Below are 20,111 nucleotides of genomic sequence, written 5' to 3' on the forward strand. Positions count from 1 at the left end.
GGACGACGGGTCAGCGGGGCGTCGTCGACAGATAGCGCTCCCCGCTGTCGGGGAAGACGGTGACGACCGTGGCGCCCGCCCAGCGGGGGTGCGCGGCCACGGTCCGGGAGGCCCACGCGGCGGCCCCGGAGGACACCCCGACGGGCAGTCCGGTGGCGCGCACCACGTCGCGTACGGTGGCGGCCGCCGCCTCGTCGGGCACGGCGAGGACCTCGTCGACGAGGGTGAGGTCCGTGATCTCGGAGACGTAGCCGGCGCCGATGCCGGGGATGCCGTGCGGGCCCGGCTCGCCGCCCGACAGCACCGCGGAGCGGGCCGGCTCCACGGCGACGACGTGCACGTCGGTGCGTTCCTTGAGGTAGCGGGCGGTTCCGGTGAGGGTGCCGCCGGTGCCCACCCCGCACACCAGGACGTCGACGCGGCCTCCGGTGGCCTCCCAGATCTCCGGTCCTGTGGTGTCGTAGTGGGCGCGGACGTTGGCCGGGTTGGTGTCCTGGTGCGGCACCCACGAGCCGGGCAGGGAGCGCTGGAGCTCCTCGGCGTGCGCCCAGGCGGCCATGAGACCGTCCCCGTGCGGGACCAGGACCACCTCGGCGCCCAGTTCGCGCAGGATCAGGCGGCGCTCCTCGGTGGCGTTGTCGGGCATGACGACGACGCAGCGGTGGCCGCGCCGGGCGCACAGGGCGGCCAGCGAGATGCCGGTGCTGCCCGAGGAGCACTCGATGACGGTGCCGCCGGTGGCGGGCAGCCGCCCGGACTCCTCGGCGGCGCGCATCATGGCGAGCGCGGCCCGGTCCTTGACGCTGGAGAGCGGGTTGAACATCTCCAGTTTGGCGAGCAGGGTCACGCCGTCGGTGAGGCCCGGCAGGTCGACCCGCAGCAGCGGGGTGCCGCCGACCAGGTCCTCCAGCGACCGGGCGATGGAGGCGGCCCGGCCGGGCCGCAGGTCCGTGTCTGTCGTCACTTTTCCCCCAAGTCATCGGGTACGGCGGCCGGTTCAGGCGGCGAGGTGTCCTCCGGCGGCCGTCAGGTGACGGACCGCGGCCTGCTGCAGATGGGTGATGTCGCTGGAGACGGTGGCGAAGGTGAACCCCTCGGCGAGCCGTTTGGCGGCGCTCTCGCCGTCCAGGACGTGGATGCCGCAGGCGATGCCGGCCCGGCCGGCGGCGTCGGTGACGCGGACCAGCGCGGCCTCGAGCGCGTCGGCGGTCGCGGGATCGCCGAACCAGCGGGCGCCCAGGGCCGCGGAGAGGTCCGCGGGGCCCACGTAGACGGCGTCGAGTCCCTCGGTGGCGCAGATGGCGTCCAGGTTCTCCAGCGCGGCCGCGGTCTCGATCATGACGATGCAGGCGACCTGGTCGTCGATCTCGGCGGGCACGTCGCCCAGGCGCAGCCCCGCGCGCACCGGCCCGGCCAGACTGCGGGTCCCCGCCGGGTGGTGGCGGCAGGCGCGTACGACGGTGAGCGCCTGCTCGGGCGTCTCGACCATGGGCACGACCACGCCGCGCGCACCGGTGTCGAGGGCGACACCGATGGCCACCGGGTCCGGCGAGGGGACCCGGATGACCCCGGCGGAGCGGCCCCGGGCGTCGACGGCGAGCATCGCGGCCTGCCAGCCCGGCTGGTGCATGACGCCGTGCTGGCCGTCGACGCCGAGGTAGTCGTAGCCCAGGCCGGCGATGCGCTCGGTGGCGGCCGGGTCGTTCAGGGCGATCCAGTAGCCGACGAGCCGTTCACGCTCGCGCAGGCGCCGGGCGAAGGACCCCGGCTCCTGGGCTCGGGGGCCGCTCATGCGCCCTCCTCGATGGCGTAGCTCCGCTTCCCGTCCAGGCCCACCGGCACGTCGCCGTTGATGGAGACCCGGTGCAGCACGCGCCGGTGGCGGTCGTAGTCGTTGACGGCGTAGTGCTGGGTGGCGCGGTTGTCGAAGATGAGGACGTCGCCGGGGCGCCAGGTCCAGCGCGCGGTGTTCTCCGGGCGCCGTACGTAGGACTGCAGCACGTCGAGGAGGGGGCGCGACTCGCGCGGCGTCAGGCCGACCAGCCACTGGGCGAAACCGCCGAGGAAGAGGACCGGCTCGCCGGACTCGGGATGGACCCGGACCACGGGGTGGGCGGTCTCGAACCGGCGGGCCAGGAAGGCCTTGCGGACCTCCTCGCCGCGCTCGGTGCCCAGGCGCGGCTGCTCGGCGTGGTTGGTGTGCACGGCCCACAGCCGGTCGGCGATCTCCCGCAGCTCGGCGGGCAGGTCCCTGTACCCCGCGACCGCGTTGGCCACGAGGGTGTCGCCCCCGTACGGCGGGAGGACCACGCTGCGCAGCGTGGTGCCCAGGGAGGGGGCGGTGGTGAAGCTGATGTCGGTGTGCCAGTGGTCGGCGCGCTGGTCCTCGCCGTCGACCGGGATCACCTGCGCGGCGGCGTCGACGGTCCGCATCATGGGGTGCTTCCGCGTCAGCGGCCCGAACCGGCCGGCGAAGGCCAGCTGCTGCGCGTCGGTGATCTCCTGGTCGCGGAAGAAGAGCACCTTGTGCTCCAGGAACGCCTCGTGGATCTGGCCGAAGACCGGATCCGGCAGTTCCGTGGAGAGGTCGACGCCCGTCACCTCCGCGCCGATACGGCCGCCGATTCTGCGTATGTCAAAAGGGGACACCGGTTTTCCTTCCGAACTCGTTCAGAAGTCCGCGTCTCCCGGGATGGGTCTCACGGTCCGCCGCCCGGAAAAGAAATAAGGGGGCGCGGATCGGCCACGGGAGCGGTTGCCGGCAGCACAGGGCAGGGGCGGCCGGACTGGACGGCACCGAGCCAACCACGGAGCGCTCGCTTCCGGCCATGGCTTCCCGCACGAGTGCGACGACTTGGCCAACTCGCCCGCCGGACCGCCCGGAGGGGCCGGCGGACCCGACCTGTTCAAGTCGTCGGCAGCCCGGCCCTCCTCCTTGCCGCCGCGCCGACCGGCGTGGTGGGCTCGGAGAATCCCGAACCACCTTGCGCCGCTGCCGAATTCCCCTCAGCAGGCGGATTCACCCGCGCGAAAGGGCCCCCATGAAACTCGGCGAGCTGCACCCCAACATCCGGCTGCGCATAGGCGTCGGATTCGTCCAGCGCCTGCTGGCCGTCATGCTGATGCCGCTGCTGGTGATCCGGCTCTCGGAGCTGTACGGGGCCGCCGCGGCCGGTGCGCTGACCCTGGCGGTCGCCGGGGCGGGCATCGCCGCGAACTTCCTCGGCGGGCACCTCGCCGACGTGTACGGGCGTCGCCCGGTGCTGGTGGCCGGCGAACTCGGCGCGACCCTGAGCTTCGCCCTGCTGGCGCTGGCCAACTCGCCCTGGTGGTCCTCCGGCTGGGCGACGTTCGCGCTGTTCCTGCTCAACACCTGCTGCGCCCAGCTGGCCACGCCCGCCGCCGAGGCGATGATGGTCGACGTCTCCACGCCCGAGAGCCGGCCGCTCGTCTACACGATCAACTACTGGTCGGTGAACCTCGCCTTCACCGTCGGCGCGCTCATCGGCGGTTTCTTCTACGAGGGCCACTTCGCCCGGCTGCTGACGGGCGCGGCCGTGCTGAGCGCGCTGACCACGGCCGTGATCGGACGCTGGCTCAGCGAGACCGCGCCGCGCACCGGCAAGGACGTCGCCCGCGGCGTCGGTGCCATGCTGCGCGGCTACCTGGCCGTCGCCCGCGACACGGTGTTCCTGCGGGTGCTGGTCGCGGCGGCGCTGATCTCGTCCGTCGAGATGCAGATCGGCTACTACATCGCCGTCCGGCTCTCCGACGAGTTCCCCACCCAGGTCCTCGCCCGGTTCGGCTCCTGGGCACCCGCCGTGGACGGCACGGCGATGCTCGGCATCCTGCGGGCGGTCAACGCCGCCCTGGTGGTGGTGCTGGTGCTGTTCGCCAAGAGCCTGCTGACCCGGCTGAGCGACCGGGCGCGGCTGTACGCCGGCATCACCGTCTTCGCCGTCGGCTACATGGTCTGGGCGGTCAGCAACACCGGCTGGGTGCTCATCGCCGCGGCCGTGGTGCTCACCGTGGGCGAGATCGCCGCGGTCCCGGTGCGCCAGGCGCTGCTGGCCGACCTCGTCGACCCCGAGGCCCGCACCAAGTACATGGCCGCCTACGCCCTCAACGCCCGGGTGGGCCTGCTCGTGGCCTCCCTGTGCGTCACCCTGGGCGCCTTCGTCCCGTCCCTGGCCATGAGCCTCCTCTACGGCACGGCCGGCGCAGCCGCGATCCTCCTGTACCGCTCCCTCCTCCGCGTACGCGAGGACCGCCGCTCCCGCGAACAGGAACAGACACCCGTACAGACCGCCTGAGAACGCTCCCGCCGCTCTCCGCGCTCTCCGCGCTCTCCGCGCTCTCCGCGCTCTCCGCGCTCTCCGCGGGCAATCGTGCCGCAGGGCGGCACGGGTGGGCGCGACGGCACCCCGCAAGCGCCGGGCTGCGCAGCCCACCCCCGGCCCACACCGACGCGGAGCACCCGCAAGGCACCGGTCAGCACGACCACCCCCGCACCAACACCGGGCACCCCACGAACAGGGCCCGGGGCCACCACCGCCCCCGCGCCAGCGGCTGAGCAGCCTCAGAGATGCCCCCACCCACCCCCGCCACAGAGCATGGTCGCCGCGGGCAAGCCGCCCGGACCTTCTCCCGGATGAGGTGCTGAGCAGTGACGGTGGACATCGCACAGAGCAACACGCGCGGCATTGCCTCGCTCTTCAACTCGGCCGTGGCCGCCTGGGCCATCGCCGCGGCGTGGGAGATCGGCGCACTCGACGAACTGCACCGCGCCCGCACCCTGGACACCGCGGACTTCGCGGACCGCGGCGGCCTGGACCCCGCGTCGACCACGGGCCTGTTCCGCGCACTGTCCGCGGTGGGCCTGGTGCGGCGCGAGGGCACGGTCGTCACCGCGCTGGACGGCTTCGACGAGATGTACCGCAACAAGTCCTTCTTCCACTGGCTGGCCCGGGGCAGCGCGGAACTCTTCCAGCAGATCCCGGCCGTGCTGCGCAACGAGAACCGCACCGGCTCCTTCTACCGGCGGGACTCCGCCGCCATCGCCTTCGCCTGCCGCGAGATCGACCAGGTCACCTACGCCCCCGCGTTCTGGGCGGCGATGGGACGGGTGGAGTTCCCCTTCACCCGGGTCGCCGACCTCGGCTGCGGCAGCGGGGCCCGGCTGATGCAGATCCTCGACCGCCACCCCGGCACCACCGGCACGGGCATCGACATCGCCCGCCCCGCGCTGGAGGTGGCGCGCGCGGAGGCGGACGCGGCGGGCCTGGCCGACCGCACCGCGTTCCTGCACGGCGACGTCCTGAGCCTCGAACCGCGGCCCGAGTACGCCGACGTGGAACTGCTGACGTGCTTCATGATGGGCCACGACTTCTGGCGGGACGGCCGGCGCGAGAACGCGATCGCCACCCTGCGACGGCTGCGCGAGGCCTTCCCGTCCGCCCGCCGGCTGCTGATCGGCGACGCCACCCGCACCGACCTGCCCGACACCGAACTGCCCGTCTTCACCCTCGGTTTCGAGCTCGGCCACGACCTGATGGGCACGTTCCTGCCCACCGTCGCCGACTGGGAGTCCGTCTTCGCCGAGGGCGGCTGGGAGCTGGTGCGCACCAACCGCATCGAGATGACCGTGGGAGAGGTCATCTTCGAACTGGCCTGACCCGGAAGAGGCCGAGTGATGACGACATTCGCGACCGCGGTCGCCGAGGCCCTGGCCGGCTGCGGCATCGACCACGCCTTCGGCCTGGTCGGCGGCGGCAACATCCTGGCCACCGCCGCGCTGACACGGGCCGGTGTGCACTACACGGCGGCCCGGCACGAGGGCGGCGCGATGGCCATGGCCGACGCCTACTTCCGGGCCACCGGGCGGGTGGCCGTGTGCACGACCACGCACGGGCCGGGGCTGGCCAACACGGCGACCGCGCTGGCCGAGGCCGCCAAGAACCGCAGCGCCGTCGTCCTGCTGTGCGGCGACGCCCCGGTGGCGGGCCCGCGCGCCCACGACATCGACCAGAGCGCCCTGGCCGCCTCCCTGGGGGTGCCCGTCGTCCGCCCGACGGACCCGGACACGGCGGTGGAGGACACCGTACGGGCCGTGCGCACCGCGACCACCGCCCAGTGCCCCGTGGCACTGTTCCTGCCCGGCGACCTGACCGACCGCGAACTGTCCGCCGTACCCGTGGCGCCGCCGCAGGCCCGCGCCGAGGCCGACGAGATCCTCACCCTGCCACCCGGTGCCCTGACCGACCGCGAACGGCCCCCCGTACCCGTGCCCGCGGCGTCACCACCGCAGGCCCACTCCGAGGAGTCCGCCGAGGTGGACGAAATCCTCACCCTCCTGTCCGCCACCCGCCGCCCGCTGCTCCTGGCCGGGCTCGGCGCCTGGCGATCGGGGGCGGCGAAGATCCTCATCGACCTCGGTGACCGGCTCGGCGCGCTGCTGGCCACCACGGTCATGGCGAACGGCATGTTCGCCGCGCACCCCGCCGCGCTCGGCCTGTGCGGGGGTTTCGCCTCCCCGCCGGCGGCCGCCCTGATGGGCGAGGCGGACCTGGTGCTGGCGTTCGGCGCCGGCCTGGACGGCTTCACGCTGCACGGCGGACGGATCCTCGACCCGGCCGCCCGCGTCGTCCAGATCACCCTGGAGGGGGCCCGCGCGCCCCGCGCGGACCTCGCCGTACGCGGTGACGCGGCGGCCGTGGCCACCCGGCTGCTGGACGCGGCCGACGCGCACGGCATCGCCCGTTCCCCGTGGCGCGAGCGGGCCGCCGCCTCCGGTGCGCTCCGGCGCGCCGCCGACGGCTGGGCCGCCCTGCCCCACCCCGACGCCTCCGGCGGCGGCCGGATCGACCCGCGCACCCTGACCCGGGCGCTGGCCCCGCTGCTGCCCGCCGAACGCACGGTCGTCCTGGACGGGGGCCACTTCATCGGCTGGCCGGCCATGTACTGGCCGGTGCCTGACCCGGCGGGGCTGGTGTTCACCGGCGCCGCCTTCCAGAGCATCGGGCTGGGCCTGGCGGGCGCGGTCGGCGCGGCCGTGGGCCGGCCCGACCGCACCACGGTGGCCGCCGTCGGCGACGGCGGGGCGCTGATGGGCCTGCCCGAGCTGGAGACCCTGGTGCGCTCGGGCCGGTCGGCACTGGTGGTGGTCTACGACGACGCGTCCTACGGCTTCGAGGAGCACATGTACGTGCCCCGGGGCGCGGACGCGGCCACGCTGCGCTTCGGCGACACCGACTTCGCCGCGGTGGCACGGGCGCTCGGGGCACGGGCCGTCACCGTACGCGGCACCGCCGACCTGGACGCCGTACCGGAGTGGACCGCCCGGGGAGCCGAGGGCACGCTGCTACTGGACTGCAAGATCTCCCGGAACGTACTGGCCCCGTTCCTGTCCGACCTGCTCGACCGCTGACCACGAAGGACGGATGTCCGTCGCGGGGCCGGGGGCCTTGGAGCCGAAGCGGACCGTGAAGCCCTCCTCGGGCTGGACGTGGACGATGACCACGTTCTGCCCGAACCCTCAGGCCGCGGGAAACTTCGGTTTCCCTTCTCCTGCTTGATCTGGGGTGCTCAGCCGGTCGGCCGGTTCAGTAGCGGTACCACGACCTGACGCGCAGTGGCTGCTTGGCCGAGGCGGAAAAACTTCACTTGGCCCATGGCGTGTGTGCGCTCCAGGTAGCCGGCTGCCTCCAGTTCGCGGCGTACCCGGGAGAAATGCGGGGCAGGCACACCGATCAGCTCGGCCAATTCGGCCGCCGTGCGCTCGACGCTGCTCTCCAGGCCGCCCAAAATCGCGTACGTCATCAGCACGTTCTGCTTCAGGTGCGACAGATCGCTTATACGTGCCTGCAGAGCTTCAAGCTCTGGGTACGGGTTGTTGCGTGCCATGATCAGGCCCTTCGTCGCTGCGCCGGGCGGCCCGGCAGGCTCGGCAGGTGGTAGGCGGCTGCCTCTTCGGACTGTTCCCGCCCGGAGAGGCTGGAGACGATGTGCGGAGTCACCCGGTACTTGATGGTCCGGCCGATCATCTCGGCCACCAGAAGCATCTTGTGCTCGGCAAGCTTCTTCGCCATCCTCCTCGTCGCCTGCGGGGTCAGCCCAAGGTATTCGGCGGCTTCCACCGCCGTGGCGCCGCCCTTGCCGTTGTACGTCATGATCCCGCAGTAGAAGAACAGCCGAAACTCGTTACCGGTGATCCCCGAGTCAGCCGCGAGCATGGCGAGCACCCGCTCAAAGCTGAACTGCCCGTGTCGGCCGCCGAAGGCGTAGGACCGACGTGGGACACCCTCGTCTTCCTGCTCCACCAGCTCATGGACCTCACCAGTCGCGGTGTTGATCAACGCACGGCTGCGCCCCCGACTCGACACTTGTGCCCCCCGACCCGTGCTTCTCTCTGACACTGCCGACATTACCATTGGCGACATGTCGCCGATGGTCATCGAAGGAACTCCACCATTCCGCTGGTGACCGTAGACGACATGACCATCAGCGACATGTATCGGCATCTCAAAGTGCCGATATAGGCATCCCAGGGTGCCAATCTTGCAGGCATATACGCAGGTCAAAGCAGTGCGGAGGCTGCGCCCTCTCTATACGGCGAAAGGAACACGGCACAGCGGCCCGACATAGGGGACGCCCTGCGGTACTCGCGCAAGCGCTCCGTTCCTCGGGGAGGGCCTCTCCGCGTTACTTCATCTGTCCCTGAGTGCCACCGGGTGTCGTCGATCATTCACAAGGCGTGGCTGATGTCAGTGGTGGTACCGGTACACACGCGCGCCTGCTCGCCAAGCTGCGGGTATCGCTGTGGCCGGCTTTCCTGGGCTGAGGACCAACTATGACGAACGTCTGTTGGCCCTGCTGCTGATGGAGGGTCGGTCACAGCATCGAGGAGCCTGTGCACCACGTACAGGATGAGGTGGTTGCGGTACCGGAGTCCTGCCCCCCAAGGCCCCGGTACTGCGGTCTCCTGCTGTTGGCGCACGTCGCTCGTGGCACAGGCGGCAGTCAAAAGGCGCCGTGGGAAGCCGTACCCGCCGTCATGAGGGAACGATGATTGTACGGCTGGCTTGCTACGACCGTGTGACGGCTGCCATCACCCGTGAGCGCAGAGGTTCGGCGGTCAGCGCGTCCGCGAACTGCCAGGAGTAGTTGGTGACCTCTTCCTCTTGCAATTCGACCGCATCGACAGTGGTCCGGAACAGGAACCGGAAGTCGAAGTGCAGGTGCTCAGGCTCACCCTTGTCATCGTTCGCCGGGATCGAGTGAACGTCGATGTGCACAGGCGCGTCAGCGCTCGGCTCCACCTGGTCACTGCTGATCCCGGTTTCCTCGGCCAGCTCACGCAGGGCGGCGTCCTGGAGAGTCGCGTCGCTGTCCTCAACGTGTCCGCCGGGCAGCAGCCACTTGCGCAGTGCCCGGTGCTCGATGGTGAGGACGCGTCCGTCCGGGCGGACCAGAACAGCACCGGCGGTGACGTGTCCGCGGAATTCCTTGCGTGAGGCGATCGTGTTGCCGGCCTGCTCGATCACCTCGGACAGGATCGAGAGAGCGTTCTTCTCATCTGGGTGGTCGGCCAGATAGGCAGCGACGGTACCGCTCACGTGTTGCGCGGTGATCGACATGGGGTTGCTTCTCCTAGCGGTTGAAGTAGTTCAGCCACGTTCCGGCGATGGCCGCGCGGTCTGCGGCGTCGACCTCGTGCATACCGGTCCCGAGGCAGCCCCGGGCCAAATTCCGGACGCCCGCAAGGATCTCCGCCTGAACGAGGTGGATGAACGGGCCCACACTGGCACCGTGCAGGAAGTTGACGGCGTTGCCACCGTTGAGCAGGTAGAAGTAGTGCCCGGTCGTCTGATAGCGGGTGATGTGCTCCCCGTTCGGGGTTCGCTGGTACACGTTGGGCAGGCCGGCCAGGTCAAGCTCGTCTTCACTGCTGGTGACTGTGGCCACGTAGGCGCCGTTCCGCAGGGTCGAAAAATCTTCCCCCCGGAGCGACACGGCACCGGTCGCGCACAGGATCAGACCGGCCCCGTGCAAGGCGGCGTCGCGGTCCCTGGCGACGGTGAAGCCCTGCGAGAGCGCCTGTGTGCGGCGGACGGGGTCGAGGTCGTAGACGGTGACCTGTACGCCCTTGGCATGCAGCAGACGAGCGATGCTGGAGCCGAGTTTGCCGAAGCCGATCACGAGGGCCGGGCGGCCGTGCAGGATGTCCCCACGGCTACGCATCAGGGCTTCCGTCGAGAAGACCACCGACTGCCCCACAAGGAAGTCCTCGGGGTCCTTCAACGGGGAGCGGGCGACGGAGAGCACCGGACAGGGCAGCTTCTCCATGTTGGCGTACCGCTTGTGGCCGTTCTCCGTGTCTTCGACAACGCCCAGGACTCGGCCCGAGAACCGCTCGCACAGGGCATCGAGTGCCGGCGCGAAGTACCCACCGACGTCGAGCAGTACAACAGATTCACCACCGGCCCGCGACTCGACGTAATCAACTACACTGTCCGCGTCCTCGAACAATTCTCGAGAGAGGGCGTCGCACTGTGTCGTCCTCTCGATCTCGCGGCGGGCGGTGAGGTCGACTGACTTGGGCTTGGGCAGCACGGCCCGCAGGTTGGTGCTGAGGCCCACGGCCCGCACGAAGGCGGGCCGCTCGGGCAACAGGTGCGTGATCAGGAAGGCGGACGGCCTTTCCTCCGGGACGAAGGTTTCCGCGATACGCGCGAAGTACGAGTCGAGACGTGCACGCTCGAACTGTTCCACTGACTCACTTCCCTTGGTCGGACGGTAAGGCTCAAGGCAGGCGGTGGCCCCGCGCCGGGGAACGGGATGGGCGCCGGGCGAGGACATGGGCTTGTGACGGCGCCTGTCGGCGAGTGGGCAGCGGATACACCCGGAGGGAGTACCGGGCGTCGCAGTCCGTCACGGTGAACACGAACACGCGGCCTGTGGTGAGAACGCCCAACGCGTGGTCGTAGGCGTGATCGCTGTCGGCCCATGCATGCAGCTCGACGTCAGGACGAGGTACGTCCGGACCTACGGCCACAAGGGGAGCGTTCCGGAGGGACGGGGCCTCGGAGTCCGGACACAGCAGCCGGGCGAGGCGGTAAGCCGCAGCCCGCACCCAGCGGGCGGCGAGCCGTGGAGAGCGGCCACGGTAGGTGGCGAGGAGGACCTCGCGGGAGCCGCTGAGGTCGTGGGCGGCCACCTCACAGCGGAAGGCGATGGACAACCGCATCGAGGCACGTGCAGAGGCCGGTGGGGTGAGCACCAGCACGGCCGGACTCACCGCGCCTGCTCCCGCGCTGATTCCCTCGCGGTGATGAGCCGTGTGAACTGGATCAGGTACAGCTCGACCTGAGCCGGAGTGAGGACGAGTACCGTTTCGCAGGTACCGCCGTCTTCGTAGTGAACGGTTACGGGCAGCCCGGCCTGCTGGGCGCGATGGTCGTAGATGGCGTCTCGCCGCATGGGCGTGACATACGCGACCGGCACCGGAACGGGGCGCAAGGTGGTCCCGTCCGATTTGGCACGCCAGTCCTCTCCCCCGCCCGGCGGACGCAGTTGGTAGGACGCCGAGGTGTCGCTCGGAAGGGCGACGGCTACGCCGATCCTCCCACCCTTGGCGAGGTCGAGCGCCAGGTCCCCGAGGCGGGGATGAAACGGTGCTCCAGCGCTTACCCCAGCGTTATGGATCGGGAGTTGCTTCGCTGTTCGTTCGGCCATGCCCCGAAGCTAGGAATGTCTCCGGGGCCCAATATGAACCGCAGGAATACGGCCCTCACCCGTCGAGGTGGAAGCGGTCCGACATGCGGCGGAGCTTCTCACGGGTGCTCGCCCGTTCGGCGTACACGATGCTGCGCAGGGTTGACCGGGCGATGGGGTGATTGCGGACGAGCTGGGGGGCGATGCGCTCGGCCTTCTCCAGTTCCTTCAGCGCCTTGTCGCGGTTCCCGTCCCACAACCAAGCGCGGGCCAGGTCCATGTGGTGTTGACCCCGACGGGAGTTGGGAAGTGACTCGATCAGTTCCTTACTCATGCGCCGGTTCATCAACAGCGCCTCGCGTTGCTCACGCATCTCCAGGGCAACGCTGATCGCGTGGATCTGCACATTGCCCGGCGAGAAGGTCAGGCTGTGACGGTCGTAGACCGGAGGGCCGGCGGCCTCCGTCATCCGCTTGGCCGCACCCTGCGCGTGCTTGACCCGGTCCTTCGCTTCGTCCTTACGACCGCCCCGCGCAGCCGATACCGCCGCGCGCAGTTGCAGTGACCCCCACGCCCGCACGGCCAGCGGCTCACCGCGGTCGTACTCCTGCTGCACGCTGCGAAGCGCCTTGTCCGACAAGGCGATGGCGTCATCCCAGTCCGCCGTGGCCCACATGTCCCAGACGCGCATCCAGTCGGCGACGGCAGGCATCACCGGGTCGCCCGACAGCCGTGCGGACCACGCGGCCCGTTCGCATGCCATGGCAACCAGTTCCGGGTGTCCAAGGGCGTGCGCGGCCGTGTGAGTGAACTTGCAGCACACCGCGTAGATCGCGTACGCCTCTTCCCGCTCATGGCCCGTGGCGACTTCGGCCAGGGCACGCGCCTCGCGGAACAGGTCGGGAAGCATCTGCATGATCGCCACGTTCGCGGCAGCGTCGCGAAGGCGGTGCAGACGGGTGGTCTCCTGCCACAGCTGACCGGCTCGGCGGGGTGCTCCGTCGAAGACGGGAGCGAGGTCGTAACGGCGCAGCTCGCGCATGATCGCTGCGGCGGAGACCTGCCACTGGTTCTCGGCCGGAGAACTGTTGTACGGCCGGCCGATCAGGTCGTTCGGGTGTACGTGCAGCTCCGAGGCGAGCAGGTTGAGCAGGCCGACGCGATCGAGTTCGATGTGTCCTCGTTCCATCTTGGACACCCATCCCTGCGTCTTGCCCAGGGCGGCAGCAAGGTCGGCCTGTGTCATGCCGAGGCGGAGCCTTGCACGGTGTGCGCGACGGCCGATCTCTTCGGCTTCTTCCAGCATCAGCGCGCCCCCCCGAGTGGTGAGGCGCCGACGTTCCAACGGGCGGCGAGGCATCGATGCTCCATCCGTAGGGGCTTCTATGACGAAGGTACCGAGGGCTCATACCAGGTGTGGAGTTCAAAGACGTCCACCACTCGGGGACAGGTCCCGTCGGTGAGGATGACGTGGTGGCACCAGACGTCGAACAGCTCGACCCGGCCCCAGCACGCTCTTCGAGTTCAGCCGCTTCACACGGCCACGATCGACCGGGCGGTGGTGTGGAACACCCTTTACTGGTGAACGCGGTAAAAGGACTTCGGCGATCTCGGCGTCGGATCCGGCGTTCCTCCTCGGCGTCCCGGACGGCGGCGGTGTACCTGATCGGCGTCCAGGCGTCCTCGACGACGACCACGATGACCTCGATGGCTCTGCCCGAACTGGAGACCCTGGTGCGCTCGGGCCGGTCGGCACTGGTGGTGGTCCACGACGACGCGTCCTATGGCTTCGAGGAGCACATGTACGTGCCCCGGGCACGGACGCGGCCACACTGCGCTTCGGCGACACCGACTTCGCCGCGGTGGCACGGGCCCTCGGGGCACGGGCCGTCACCATACGCGGCACCGACGACCTGACCGCCGTACCGGAGTGGACCGCCCGGGGGCAGAGGGCACCCTGCTGCTCGACTGCAAGATCTCCCGGGGCGTACTGGCACCGTTCCTCTCCGACCTGCTCGGCCGCTGACCACAAAGGAGGGTCCAGCCGAGGTGAACCATTCCGACCGGGCAGGCATGGGCGGTGTCGATCAGTCGTGTGGCTGCTTCTCACCGAGTGCGGCGCGGAGCCAGTCGAGCGATCCTGTTCCGAGGACCGCGTCCGCCAGGGCCTGACCGCTCTCGGTGACGATCCGGCCCCGGCTGTTGTCGATCCAGCGCTGGGCGTTGGCGTAGCCCTGGTCCCGGTACTCGATGCCCTGGATCATGCACTCCAGTTTGTCGGCGTCACGTGCGCAGACGGCTTCCGGGGACCCCTTCCCCTCGTACTCGGCGATCAGGTCGCACAGGGCACCGGCGAGGATCTCCGGCATGCCGGCAACCTGATCGGCGGTGATGTCCCGGGCATCGGCCTCGCCGTTGGTGTACTTCTTCCCGAGGTGGTTGATGTCACCGGTGCGGGTCTCTCCGGTGTCGTGCCAGACGGCTAGGAAAGCGGCCTGTGCGGGGTCGGCGCCTTCGAGTTTGGCGATGATCGTGGCGATGAGGGCGGTACGCCAGGAGTGATCGGCGACCGACTCCGGATCCTTGACGCCGGCCATCCACCATCCGGTGCGCTTGGTGTGCTTGAGCGTTCCGGCCTCGAACAGGAAACGCGCCACAGCGGTCAGATCCTCGGACACCGTCGGACTCCTCTCACGCCTCGGCGAGGCGGATTGCGTACCGGATGCTCTCCAGCTCCCGCCGTGCCTGTGAGGGGAGCTCCCGGCCATCCAATATCACGGGGAGCCCTCTACTGCTGGACTGCAAGATCTCCCGGAACGTACTGGCCCCGTTCCTGTCCGACCTGCTCGACCGCTGACCACGAAGGAGGGCCATCGATGCTCTCGTGGTCGCGGTGGCGCTTCGCGTCCCGGCACCCGTGCTGATGTCGGTCTCGGATCGCGACGACTGGTCGAACCCGTGCGGTGACCGCGTACAGATCAAGGACGTCTGAAGCTGGTGTTCCGTTCGTCGCGCATGGTGGTGATCACCTGCGGGCCGGTCCGGTTGGTCGCCGAAGGGCTGGGCATCCGGCAGATCGCCTCCCGACCGCACATCTCGCCGAGCACGGCGGCGTGCGCGTCTCTCCCGTCTTGACGAAACCGGGCGCGGCGACGCGCACCAGGACCGCGGCCATCGCCTTCCGTGAAGGACTGGCCGGGGCCCGCCACGGTGGCAGGTTTTCCCTGCATGAGAACACCGACCGCACCGGCACACGTCGGCTCAGTCGGCCGTACCGGGCTCCACGACCCACTCGGCCTTCAGCCCGCTCACCGAAGCGATCATGTCGAAGTCGCCGTCGTAGTGCAGGACCGTGGCCCGGTGCCGTTCGGCGGTTGCCGCGATGAGGACGTCGGCCAGCGACAGCGCGCGGTGGAAGCCGGCGTTCAGCGCCAGGCCCTGGATCTCGAGCGCCCGCTCGAACTCCTGATCGTTGCAGGGCAGGTGGTCGAAGCCGCGGAGCAGGGTACGCAGTCGCAGCGCTTCGGGCTTGCCGCGTGCCGAGTACAGAACCTCGTACTCCGTCGGGGCGCAGACCGCGAGGAGCCCGTCGTGGTCCAGCACATCCAGCCGCGCCCGCACCGCCGCCTTGCCCCGACGGGCCAGCGCCGACTTGTCGATGAGATAACGCCCCTTCACGCCGCCGAGGCCCCACCCTCACGCTTGAGCGTACCGTCCGGGTTACGTGGCCCGGTCTGCGAGCGGATCTCCGCGAACGCGTCCTCGAACTCCCCCTCGTCGATGGCGTCGAACAGCTCCCGGCGCAACCTCAGCTTCACCCCCTCCTCCATGGCCGCCCGTACCGCGGCGGCCTTGGTCTTCACGCCGTACACCCGCATCGCCTGCTCGACGATCTCGTCGTCCAGATCAATCACAGTCCTGGCCATCAGCCATCCCTCCACAGCCTGACAACACACCAACGATATCAATTTGAACTAATGAATGGTATCGAGGTGCCGACACGGACGCCCCTCTTCGGTGGCAGCCGACTTCCCGCTGCTCTCGCTGTCCGACCTGCTCGGCCGCTGACGGCAGAAGGAGCGGCCGGGACCCCTTTCCGGGGTCCCGGCCGCCCGCTCGGCGCCGCGGGGGATTCAGCCGCCGAGCAGTCCGGGGAGGGATCCGCGCAGGTGGTCGAAGGAGACGAGGTCGGGGACGGTCCAGCCGTCCAGGTCGTACTCGGACAGGCACTGGTCGGCGAACGCCTTGTAGTCGTCGAGCTGCCCGGAGGCGGTCTGGGCGAACAGCAGCTCGGCCCGGGTCGCCTCGTGGTTGCCGGCGTAGTTGCGCTCGTACAGCTCGTGCCGGCCGCCGAACTCGGTGCCCACCGCGTCCCACAGCAGTTTCAGCACCTTGACCCGCTCCTCGGCGCCGATGCCGCCGGAGCCGCGCAGGTAGGTGTCGAGGTAGGGGCGGATCTCCGGGTTCTTGAAGTCCTCGGCGCTGGAGTTGAGGTAGATCAGCCCGCTGGCCACGTCCTGCTGGACGATCTCCTTGACGCGCGGGTAGCCGACCTGCATGAACCACCGGTACGCCATGCCGTACTGCGGATTGGGCAGCACCGCGCCGTTGCGCCACTTCACCGGGTTGCGGGCGGCCGCGTCGGACAGCCCCCAGAACAGGTTGCGCCAGGCGAGCACCTCGCCCAGCCGGGTCTGGACGCCGCGGAAGTCCTGGGTGCCGGTGATCTCCAGGGCCTTGGCGAGGAGTCCGGCGATGAACTCCAGCTTCACCGCGAGGCGGACGCAGCCGTGGAAGGTGAAGCGCTCCATGAAGCCGGACTGCCCGGAGAACATCTGGACCTTGGCCGTGTCGCCGTAGACGAACACGTTCTCCCAGGGGACGAGGACCTTGTCCAGGACGAGGATGGTGTCGTTCTCGTCGAGCCGGGAGGAGAGCGGGTAGTCGAAGGGGCTGCCCATCACCGCGGACGTCGCTGTGTAGGAGGGCCGGCAGATCAGCTTCACGCCCTTGTCGCCGGTGGGCACGGTGGCGATGAGGGCGAACCTCTTCTCCTTCACCGGCAGTCCGTGGTGGGCGATGAAGTTCGCGTGGGTCAGCGCCGAGCCGGTGGCGACCACCTTGGCCCCGCTGACCACCAGGCCCGCGTCGGTCTCCTTCTCCACGCGCACGAACACGTCGGAGACCTTGTCGGGCGGCAGGTTGCGGTCCACGGGCGGGTGCACGATCGCGTGGTTCCAGTACAGGACCTTCTCCTGCGACTCGCGGTACCAGCGGCGCGCGTTGTCGTCGAAGGGCGCGTAGAAGTCGGCGTTGGCGCCCAGGGTGCCGAGGAACGCCGCCTTGTAGTCCGGGCTGCGGCCCATCCAGCCGTAGCTCATCCGGGACCAGGCCGCGATGGCCTGTTGATCGGCGACCAGGTCCTCGGCGGAGCGCGGGGTGGTGAAGAAGCGGTGCGTGTAGCCCGCCGCCGCCCCGCCGTCCGTGCGCGTGGTCAGCACGTCCCGGTGGGCGGGGTCGTGCAGGGCGTCGTAGAGGCGGGCCGTCATCCGCGCCGGGTTGGCGAACGCCGGGTGCGCGGTGACGTCCTTGACCCGGTCGCCGTAGAGGAAGACCTCGCGGTCGTCGCGCAGGCTCTCGAGGTACTCCTCGCCCGTCAGCGGCCGCGTCCGGGGTCCGTCCGCCGGGTGAGCGGCGGCATCCTGCTGATCGGTCATGCGTCTCATCGTGGCAGCCGCGACGCCCCCGGGCTTCTTCCCCCGTGCGGCACTGGGACCGGTCCGCGGGCGACGTGCCGAAGTCGCGGCCAGGGCGCGGTAGCGCAATCCGGAAGGTGCCCCGGCGGCCCGCCACGGTGTGAGGTCGGGTCAGCACCGCCTGGTGGTACGACCTGTCACGTCCCGGGAGGACTTCACGATGCTCACCGCCGACATCCCCACGCGTGCGCAGCTTGTCCGGCGCGCGGCCGACGTCGCGCCGCTGCTGCGCGAGAACGCCCAGAAGGCCGAGGACGACGGACGGCTCCAGGACGAGACGATCGAGGCGCTGGCCGGGGCCGGCGCCTTCAGGCTGCGGGTGCCCAAGCGGTACGGCGGCTACGAGGCCGACACCCGCACCCTGGTCGACGTGGCCACCGAGCTGGCCCGCGGCGACGGGGCCGCCGCCTGGACGGCGTCGGTGTACTGGATCCCCACCTTCATGACGTGCCTGTTCCCCGACAGCGTCCAGGACGAGGTCTTCGCCACCCCCGACGTGCGCGTCTGCGGCACGCTCAGCCCGTCCGCGCAGGCCGTCCCCGTGGAGGGCGGCATCGTCGTCAACGGCAGGTGGAGCTTCGTCAGCGGCGCCCGGCACGCCCACTGGCAGGAGGTCATCGCCGCGCAGGAGATGGCGCACGGCCAGCACCTGCCGCTGATGGCGCTCGTGCCCATGGACCAGCTCGAGATCGTCGACGACTGGGACACCTCCGGACTGCGCGGCACCGGCAGCGTCTCCACCGTCGCCAAGGACGTGTTCATCCCCCAGGAGCGCGTGCTGCCGCTGCCGGCCGTCCTGACCGGCAAGTACGCCTCCCGGCTCAACGCGGACTCCCCGGTCTACCGGGCCCCGCTGCTGCCGGTCGCCGCCGCCTCCTCGGTCGGCACCGCGGTGGGCCTGGCCCGCGCCGCCCAGGACGTCTTCTTCGAGCGGCTCCCGGACCGCACCCTGACCTACACCTGGTACGCCAAGCAGGCCGAGGCCCCCCTGACGCACCTCCAGGTGTCCGAGGCGGTGCTCAAGGCCGACCAGGCCGAGTTCCACGCGCACCGCCTGGCCGACCTCGTCGACTCCAAGGGCGTCTCGGGCGAGGAGTGGACGGTGCTGGAGCGGGCCCGCGCCCGCGCCGACATGGGCGCCGCGGTCCGCCTGGCCAAGGAGGCCGTCGACATCTTCGCCTCCGCCTCCGGCGGCTCGTCCGTCTACCGGGACGTGCCGATCCAGCGGATCACCCGCGACATCCAGGCCATGAGCCTGCACGCCCTGATGAACCCGAACACCAACGCCGAGCTGTACGGCCGCATCCTGTGCGGCCAGCAGCCCAACACCCTCTACATCTGAGCTCGTTCCGACGCCGTTCCGCGACAGAGAGCAGAGAGAGCAGACTCATGACCACGCAGACCACCACCGCCCCCGCCGTCGAGATCTCCGACGAGGACAAGGCCGCCGTCGCCTCCATCCCCCAGCGCATCGTCGAGGCGTGGGCCGCCTACGACGCCGACGCCTTCGCCGAGGTGTTCACCCCGGACGGGACCCTGATCCTGCCGGGCGTGTACGAGAAGGGCCGCGACGCCATCCGCGCCTTCGCCGCCGCCGCCTTCGCGGGCCCCTACCAGGGCACCCGCGTCACCGGCACCCCGATCGACATCCGCTTCGCCAACGAGGGCGCGGGCGTGCTGATCACGCGTGGCGGCATCCTCGCGCCGGGCGAGACCGAGCCGGCGCCCGAGCGTGCCGTCCACGCGTCCTGGGTCGTCGTCAAGCGGGACGGCCGGTGGTTCCTCGGCGCCTACCAGAACAGCCCGCGGCACGCCGCGTGAGCGCGACAGCCCCCTTCACGGAAGAGAGAGGTGACAGCGATGGCCGGCGCACGGGGTGACCGCGCGGTGGTGCTCGGCGGCAGCATGGCGGGGCTCCTGGCCGCACGGGTGCTCGCCGATTCCTACGGCGAGGTCCTGGTCGTCGAGCGCGACGACATCGGCGGGTCCACCACGGCGCGCAGGGGCGTTCCGCAGGGCCGGCACGTCCACGGGCTGCTCGCCCGTGGACAGCAGGTCCTCGACGAGCTCTTCCCCGACTTCACCGAGGAGGCCGTCGCCGCGGGCATCCCGACCGGCGACCTCGGCGAACTGCGCTGGTTCTTCGGCGGCCGGCGGCTCAGCCCCCGCGCCACCGGGCTGGTCTGCGTGTCGGCCACCCGCCCGCTGCTGGAGAGCCGGGTGCGCGCACGCGTCGCCGCACTCGGGAACATCACCTTCCTGGAGCGCCACGACATCACCGGCCTCGTCACCGACGAGGCCGGCGCGAACGTGACCGGCGTACGGGTGCAGGGCCATGACGCGGACTCGACGGAGCGCACGCTCACCGCCGACCTGGTGGTCGACGCCACCGGCCGCGCCTCCCGCACCCCGGTGTGGCTGGAGGAGCTGGGCTACGGACGCCCCGAGGAGGACCGGATCCGGATCGACCTCAGCTACACGACCCGCCTGTTCCGGCTGCGCGACGAGTCGGTCCTGGACGGCGACCTGTCGATCAACCCGGTCACCTCGCCGACCCACCGGCGCGGGGCGTTCCTGTCCCGCATCGAGGACGGTCTGGTCGTGGTGTCCCTGACCGGCGTACTGGGCGACAGCGCACCCGCC

19 protein-coding genes and 1 pseudogene are annotated in these 20,111 nt (G+C 70.4%); 6 read left to right on the forward strand and 14 right to left on the reverse strand.

The features are described from left to right. Positions 1 to 10: 10 nt before the first annotated feature. Genes ACIA6T_RS28705 through ACIA6T_RS28715 form a run of 3 tightly spaced genes read right to left on the reverse strand, consistent with a single transcriptional unit; the run spans position 11 to position 2,649 of the window. Entirely contained in the window at positions 11 to 964 is a 954-nt protein-coding gene (locus ACIA6T_RS28705; protein WP_399449389.1) for a PLP-dependent cysteine synthase family protein, read from the reverse strand. 33 nt (positions 965 to 997) lie between these two features. Further along, positions 998 to 1,792: an HpcH/HpaI aldolase/citrate lyase family protein gene (locus tag ACIA6T_RS28710; protein WP_399449390.1), complete on the reverse strand. Its 795-nt coding sequence runs from the start codon at positions 1,790 to 1,792 to the stop codon at positions 998 to 1,000. After that, positions 1,789 to 2,649, reverse strand: a complete 861-nt coding sequence (locus ACIA6T_RS28715; protein WP_399449391.1) for a TauD/TfdA dioxygenase family protein — start codon at positions 2,647 to 2,649, stop codon at positions 1,789 to 1,791. The genes ACIA6T_RS28710 and ACIA6T_RS28715 overlap by 4 nt, the downstream gene beginning before the upstream one ends. 392 nt (positions 2,650 to 3,041) lie before the next feature. Here ACIA6T_RS28715 and ACIA6T_RS28720 point away from each other — a divergent pair, with 392 nt between their 5' ends. The 3 genes from ACIA6T_RS28720 (at position 3,042) to ACIA6T_RS28730 (ending at position 7,426) form a co-directional block, all read left to right on the forward strand. Continuing rightward, positions 3,042 to 4,313 (forward strand): MFS transporter, encoded by a 1,272-nt coding sequence (locus ACIA6T_RS28720; protein WP_399449392.1) that lies wholly within the window; start codon positions 3,042 to 3,044, stop codon positions 4,311 to 4,313. Between the two features lie 353 nt (positions 4,314 to 4,666). After that, on the forward strand, positions 4,667 to 5,674 hold the full coding sequence (locus ACIA6T_RS28725; protein ID WP_073936204.1) for a cyclopropane-fatty-acyl-phospholipid synthase family protein: 1,008 nt from the start codon (positions 4,667 to 4,669) through the stop codon (positions 5,672 to 5,674). An 18-nt stretch (positions 5,675 to 5,692) separates the two neighbouring features. Next, positions 5,693 to 7,426: a thiamine pyrophosphate-binding protein gene (locus tag ACIA6T_RS28730; protein WP_399449393.1), complete on the forward strand. Its 1,734-nt coding sequence runs from the start codon at positions 5,693 to 5,695 to the stop codon at positions 7,424 to 7,426. Positions 7,427 to 7,584: 158 nt separating this feature from the next. On the opposite strand, the gene ACIA6T_RS28735 is transcribed toward ACIA6T_RS28730, so the two are convergent. From ACIA6T_RS28735 to ACIA6T_RS28785, 11 genes and pseudogenes are all read right to left on the reverse strand, one after another. Then, the gene (locus ACIA6T_RS28735) at positions 7,585 to 7,902 is read right to left on the reverse strand and encodes a hypothetical protein (protein WP_399449394.1); all 318 of its coding nucleotides are present in this window, start codon (positions 7,900 to 7,902) and stop codon (positions 7,585 to 7,587) included. Between the two features lie 2 nt (positions 7,903 to 7,904). Then, positions 7,905 to 8,453: a MarR family transcriptional regulator gene (locus tag ACIA6T_RS28740; RefSeq protein ID WP_399449395.1), complete on the reverse strand. Its 549-nt coding sequence runs from the start codon at positions 8,451 to 8,453 to the stop codon at positions 7,905 to 7,907. 630 nt (positions 8,454 to 9,083) lie between these two features. Continuing rightward, positions 9,084 to 9,635 carry an NUDIX hydrolase gene (locus ACIA6T_RS28745; RefSeq protein WP_399449396.1) on the reverse strand — a complete coding sequence of 184 codons (552 nt, stop codon included), beginning with the start codon at positions 9,633 to 9,635 and terminating at the stop codon, positions 9,084 to 9,086. A gap of 13 nt (positions 9,636 to 9,648) precedes the next feature. After that, positions 9,649 to 10,770 (reverse strand): adenosylhomocysteinase, encoded by a 1,122-nt coding sequence (locus tag ACIA6T_RS28750; RefSeq protein WP_399449397.1) that lies wholly within the window; start codon positions 10,768 to 10,770, stop codon positions 9,649 to 9,651. Positions 10,771 to 11,292: 522 nt separating this feature from the next. Then, complete coding sequence (locus ACIA6T_RS28755; RefSeq protein WP_399449398.1) at positions 11,293 to 11,733, reverse strand: hypothetical protein; 441 nt, start codon at positions 11,731 to 11,733, stop codon at positions 11,293 to 11,295. A 55-nt stretch (positions 11,734 to 11,788) separates the two neighbouring features. Next, the gene (locus ACIA6T_RS28760) at positions 11,789 to 13,018 is read right to left on the reverse strand and encodes a helix-turn-helix domain-containing protein (RefSeq protein WP_399449399.1); all 1,230 of its coding nucleotides are present in this window, start codon (positions 13,016 to 13,018) and stop codon (positions 11,789 to 11,791) included. A 781-nt stretch (positions 13,019 to 13,799) separates the two neighbouring features. Beyond that, positions 13,800 to 14,390 (reverse strand): HD family hydrolase, encoded by a 591-nt coding sequence (locus ACIA6T_RS28765; RefSeq protein ID WP_399449400.1) that lies wholly within the window; start codon positions 14,388 to 14,390, stop codon positions 13,800 to 13,802. Positions 14,391 to 14,403: 13 nt separating this feature from the next. Continuing rightward, positions 14,404 to 14,496 (reverse strand): annotated as a pseudogene (locus ACIA6T_RS28770) (transcriptional regulator); the annotation flags it as partial. A 477-nt stretch (positions 14,497 to 14,973) separates the two neighbouring features. After that, entirely contained in the window at positions 14,974 to 15,390 is a 417-nt protein-coding gene (locus ACIA6T_RS28775; RefSeq protein WP_399449401.1) for a PIN domain nuclease, read from the reverse strand. Next, the gene (locus ACIA6T_RS28780; RefSeq protein WP_085576340.1) at positions 15,387 to 15,638 is read right to left on the reverse strand and encodes a type II toxin-antitoxin system VapB family antitoxin; all 252 of its coding nucleotides are present in this window, start codon (positions 15,636 to 15,638) and stop codon (positions 15,387 to 15,389) included. Before ACIA6T_RS28780 ends, ACIA6T_RS28775 begins: the two co-directional genes overlap by 4 nt. 207 nt (positions 15,639 to 15,845) lie before the next feature. After that, positions 15,846 to 17,429, reverse strand: a complete 1,584-nt coding sequence (locus tag ACIA6T_RS28785; protein ID WP_399449402.1) for a 4-hydroxyphenylacetate 3-hydroxylase family protein — start codon at positions 17,427 to 17,429, stop codon at positions 15,846 to 15,848. A 199-nt stretch (positions 17,430 to 17,628) separates the two neighbouring features. On the opposite strand from ACIA6T_RS28785, the gene ACIA6T_RS28790 reads away from it, so the two are divergent. The 3 genes from ACIA6T_RS28790 to ACIA6T_RS28800 form a co-directional block, all read left to right on the forward strand. Continuing rightward, positions 17,629 to 18,810 carry an acyl-CoA dehydrogenase family protein gene (locus tag ACIA6T_RS28790; protein ID WP_399449404.1) on the forward strand — a complete coding sequence of 394 codons (1,182 nt, stop codon included), beginning with the start codon at positions 17,629 to 17,631 and terminating at the stop codon, positions 18,808 to 18,810. Positions 18,811 to 18,857: 47 nt separating this feature from the next. Next, positions 18,858 to 19,289, forward strand: a complete 432-nt coding sequence (locus tag ACIA6T_RS28795; protein WP_399449405.1) for an SgcJ/EcaC family oxidoreductase — start codon at positions 18,858 to 18,860, stop codon at positions 19,287 to 19,289. A 39-nt stretch (positions 19,290 to 19,328) separates the two neighbouring features. Beyond that, positions 19,329 to 20,111, forward strand: a 783-nt coding sequence (locus ACIA6T_RS28800; RefSeq protein WP_399449406.1) for an FAD-dependent oxidoreductase, incomplete at its 3' end; no start/stop codon positions are given.

It is taken from the genome of Streptomyces sp. NPDC051740, assembly GCF_044453165.1.
GTDB classification, from domain to species: Bacteria; Actinomycetota; Actinomycetes; order Streptomycetales; family Streptomycetaceae; genus Streptomyces; species Streptomyces atrovirens.

What these genes read in the sequence shown, in the direction of transcription:
- ACIA6T_RS28710 (WP_399449390.1), bottom strand. Translation starts at nt 1,792, where the DNA reads ATGAGCGGCCCCCGAGCCCAGGAGCCGGGGTCCTTCGCCCGGCGCCTG.
- ACIA6T_RS28720 (WP_399449392.1), top strand. Translation starts at nt 3,042, where the DNA reads ATGAAACTCGGCGAGCTGCACCCCAACATCCGGCTGCGCATAGGCGTC.
- ACIA6T_RS28730 (WP_399449393.1), top strand. Translation starts at nt 5,693, where the DNA reads ATGACGACATTCGCGACCGCGGTCGCCGAGGCCCTGGCCGGCTGCGGC.
- ACIA6T_RS28735 (WP_399449394.1), bottom strand. Translation starts at nt 7,902, where the DNA reads ATGGCACGCAACAACCCGTACCCAGAGCTTGAAGCTCTGCAGGCACGT.
- ACIA6T_RS28740 (WP_399449395.1), bottom strand. Translation starts at nt 8,453, where the DNA reads ATGACCATCGGCGACATGTCGCCAATGGTAATGTCGGCAGTGTCAGAG.
- ACIA6T_RS28745 (WP_399449396.1), bottom strand. Translation starts at nt 9,635, where the DNA reads ATGTCGATCACCGCGCAACACGTGAGCGGTACCGTCGCTGCCTATCTG.
- ACIA6T_RS28755 (WP_399449398.1), bottom strand. Translation starts at nt 11,733, where the DNA reads ATGGCCGAACGAACAGCGAAGCAACTCCCGATCCATAACGCTGGGGTA.
- ACIA6T_RS28760 (WP_399449399.1), bottom strand. Translation starts at nt 13,018, where the DNA reads ATGCTGGAAGAAGCCGAAGAGATCGGCCGTCGCGCACACCGTGCAAGG.
- ACIA6T_RS28780 (WP_085576340.1), bottom strand. Translation starts at nt 15,638, where the DNA reads ATGGCCAGGACTGTGATTGATCTGGACGACGAGATCGTCGAGCAGGCG.
- ACIA6T_RS28785 (WP_399449402.1), bottom strand. Translation starts at nt 17,429, where the DNA reads ATGACCGATCAGCAGGATGCCGCCGCTCACCCGGCGGACGGACCCCGG.
- ACIA6T_RS28790 (WP_399449404.1), top strand. Translation starts at nt 17,629, where the DNA reads ATGCTCACCGCCGACATCCCCACGCGTGCGCAGCTTGTCCGGCGCGCG.
- ACIA6T_RS28795 (WP_399449405.1), top strand. Translation starts at nt 18,858, where the DNA reads ATGACCACGCAGACCACCACCGCCCCCGCCGTCGAGATCTCCGACGAG.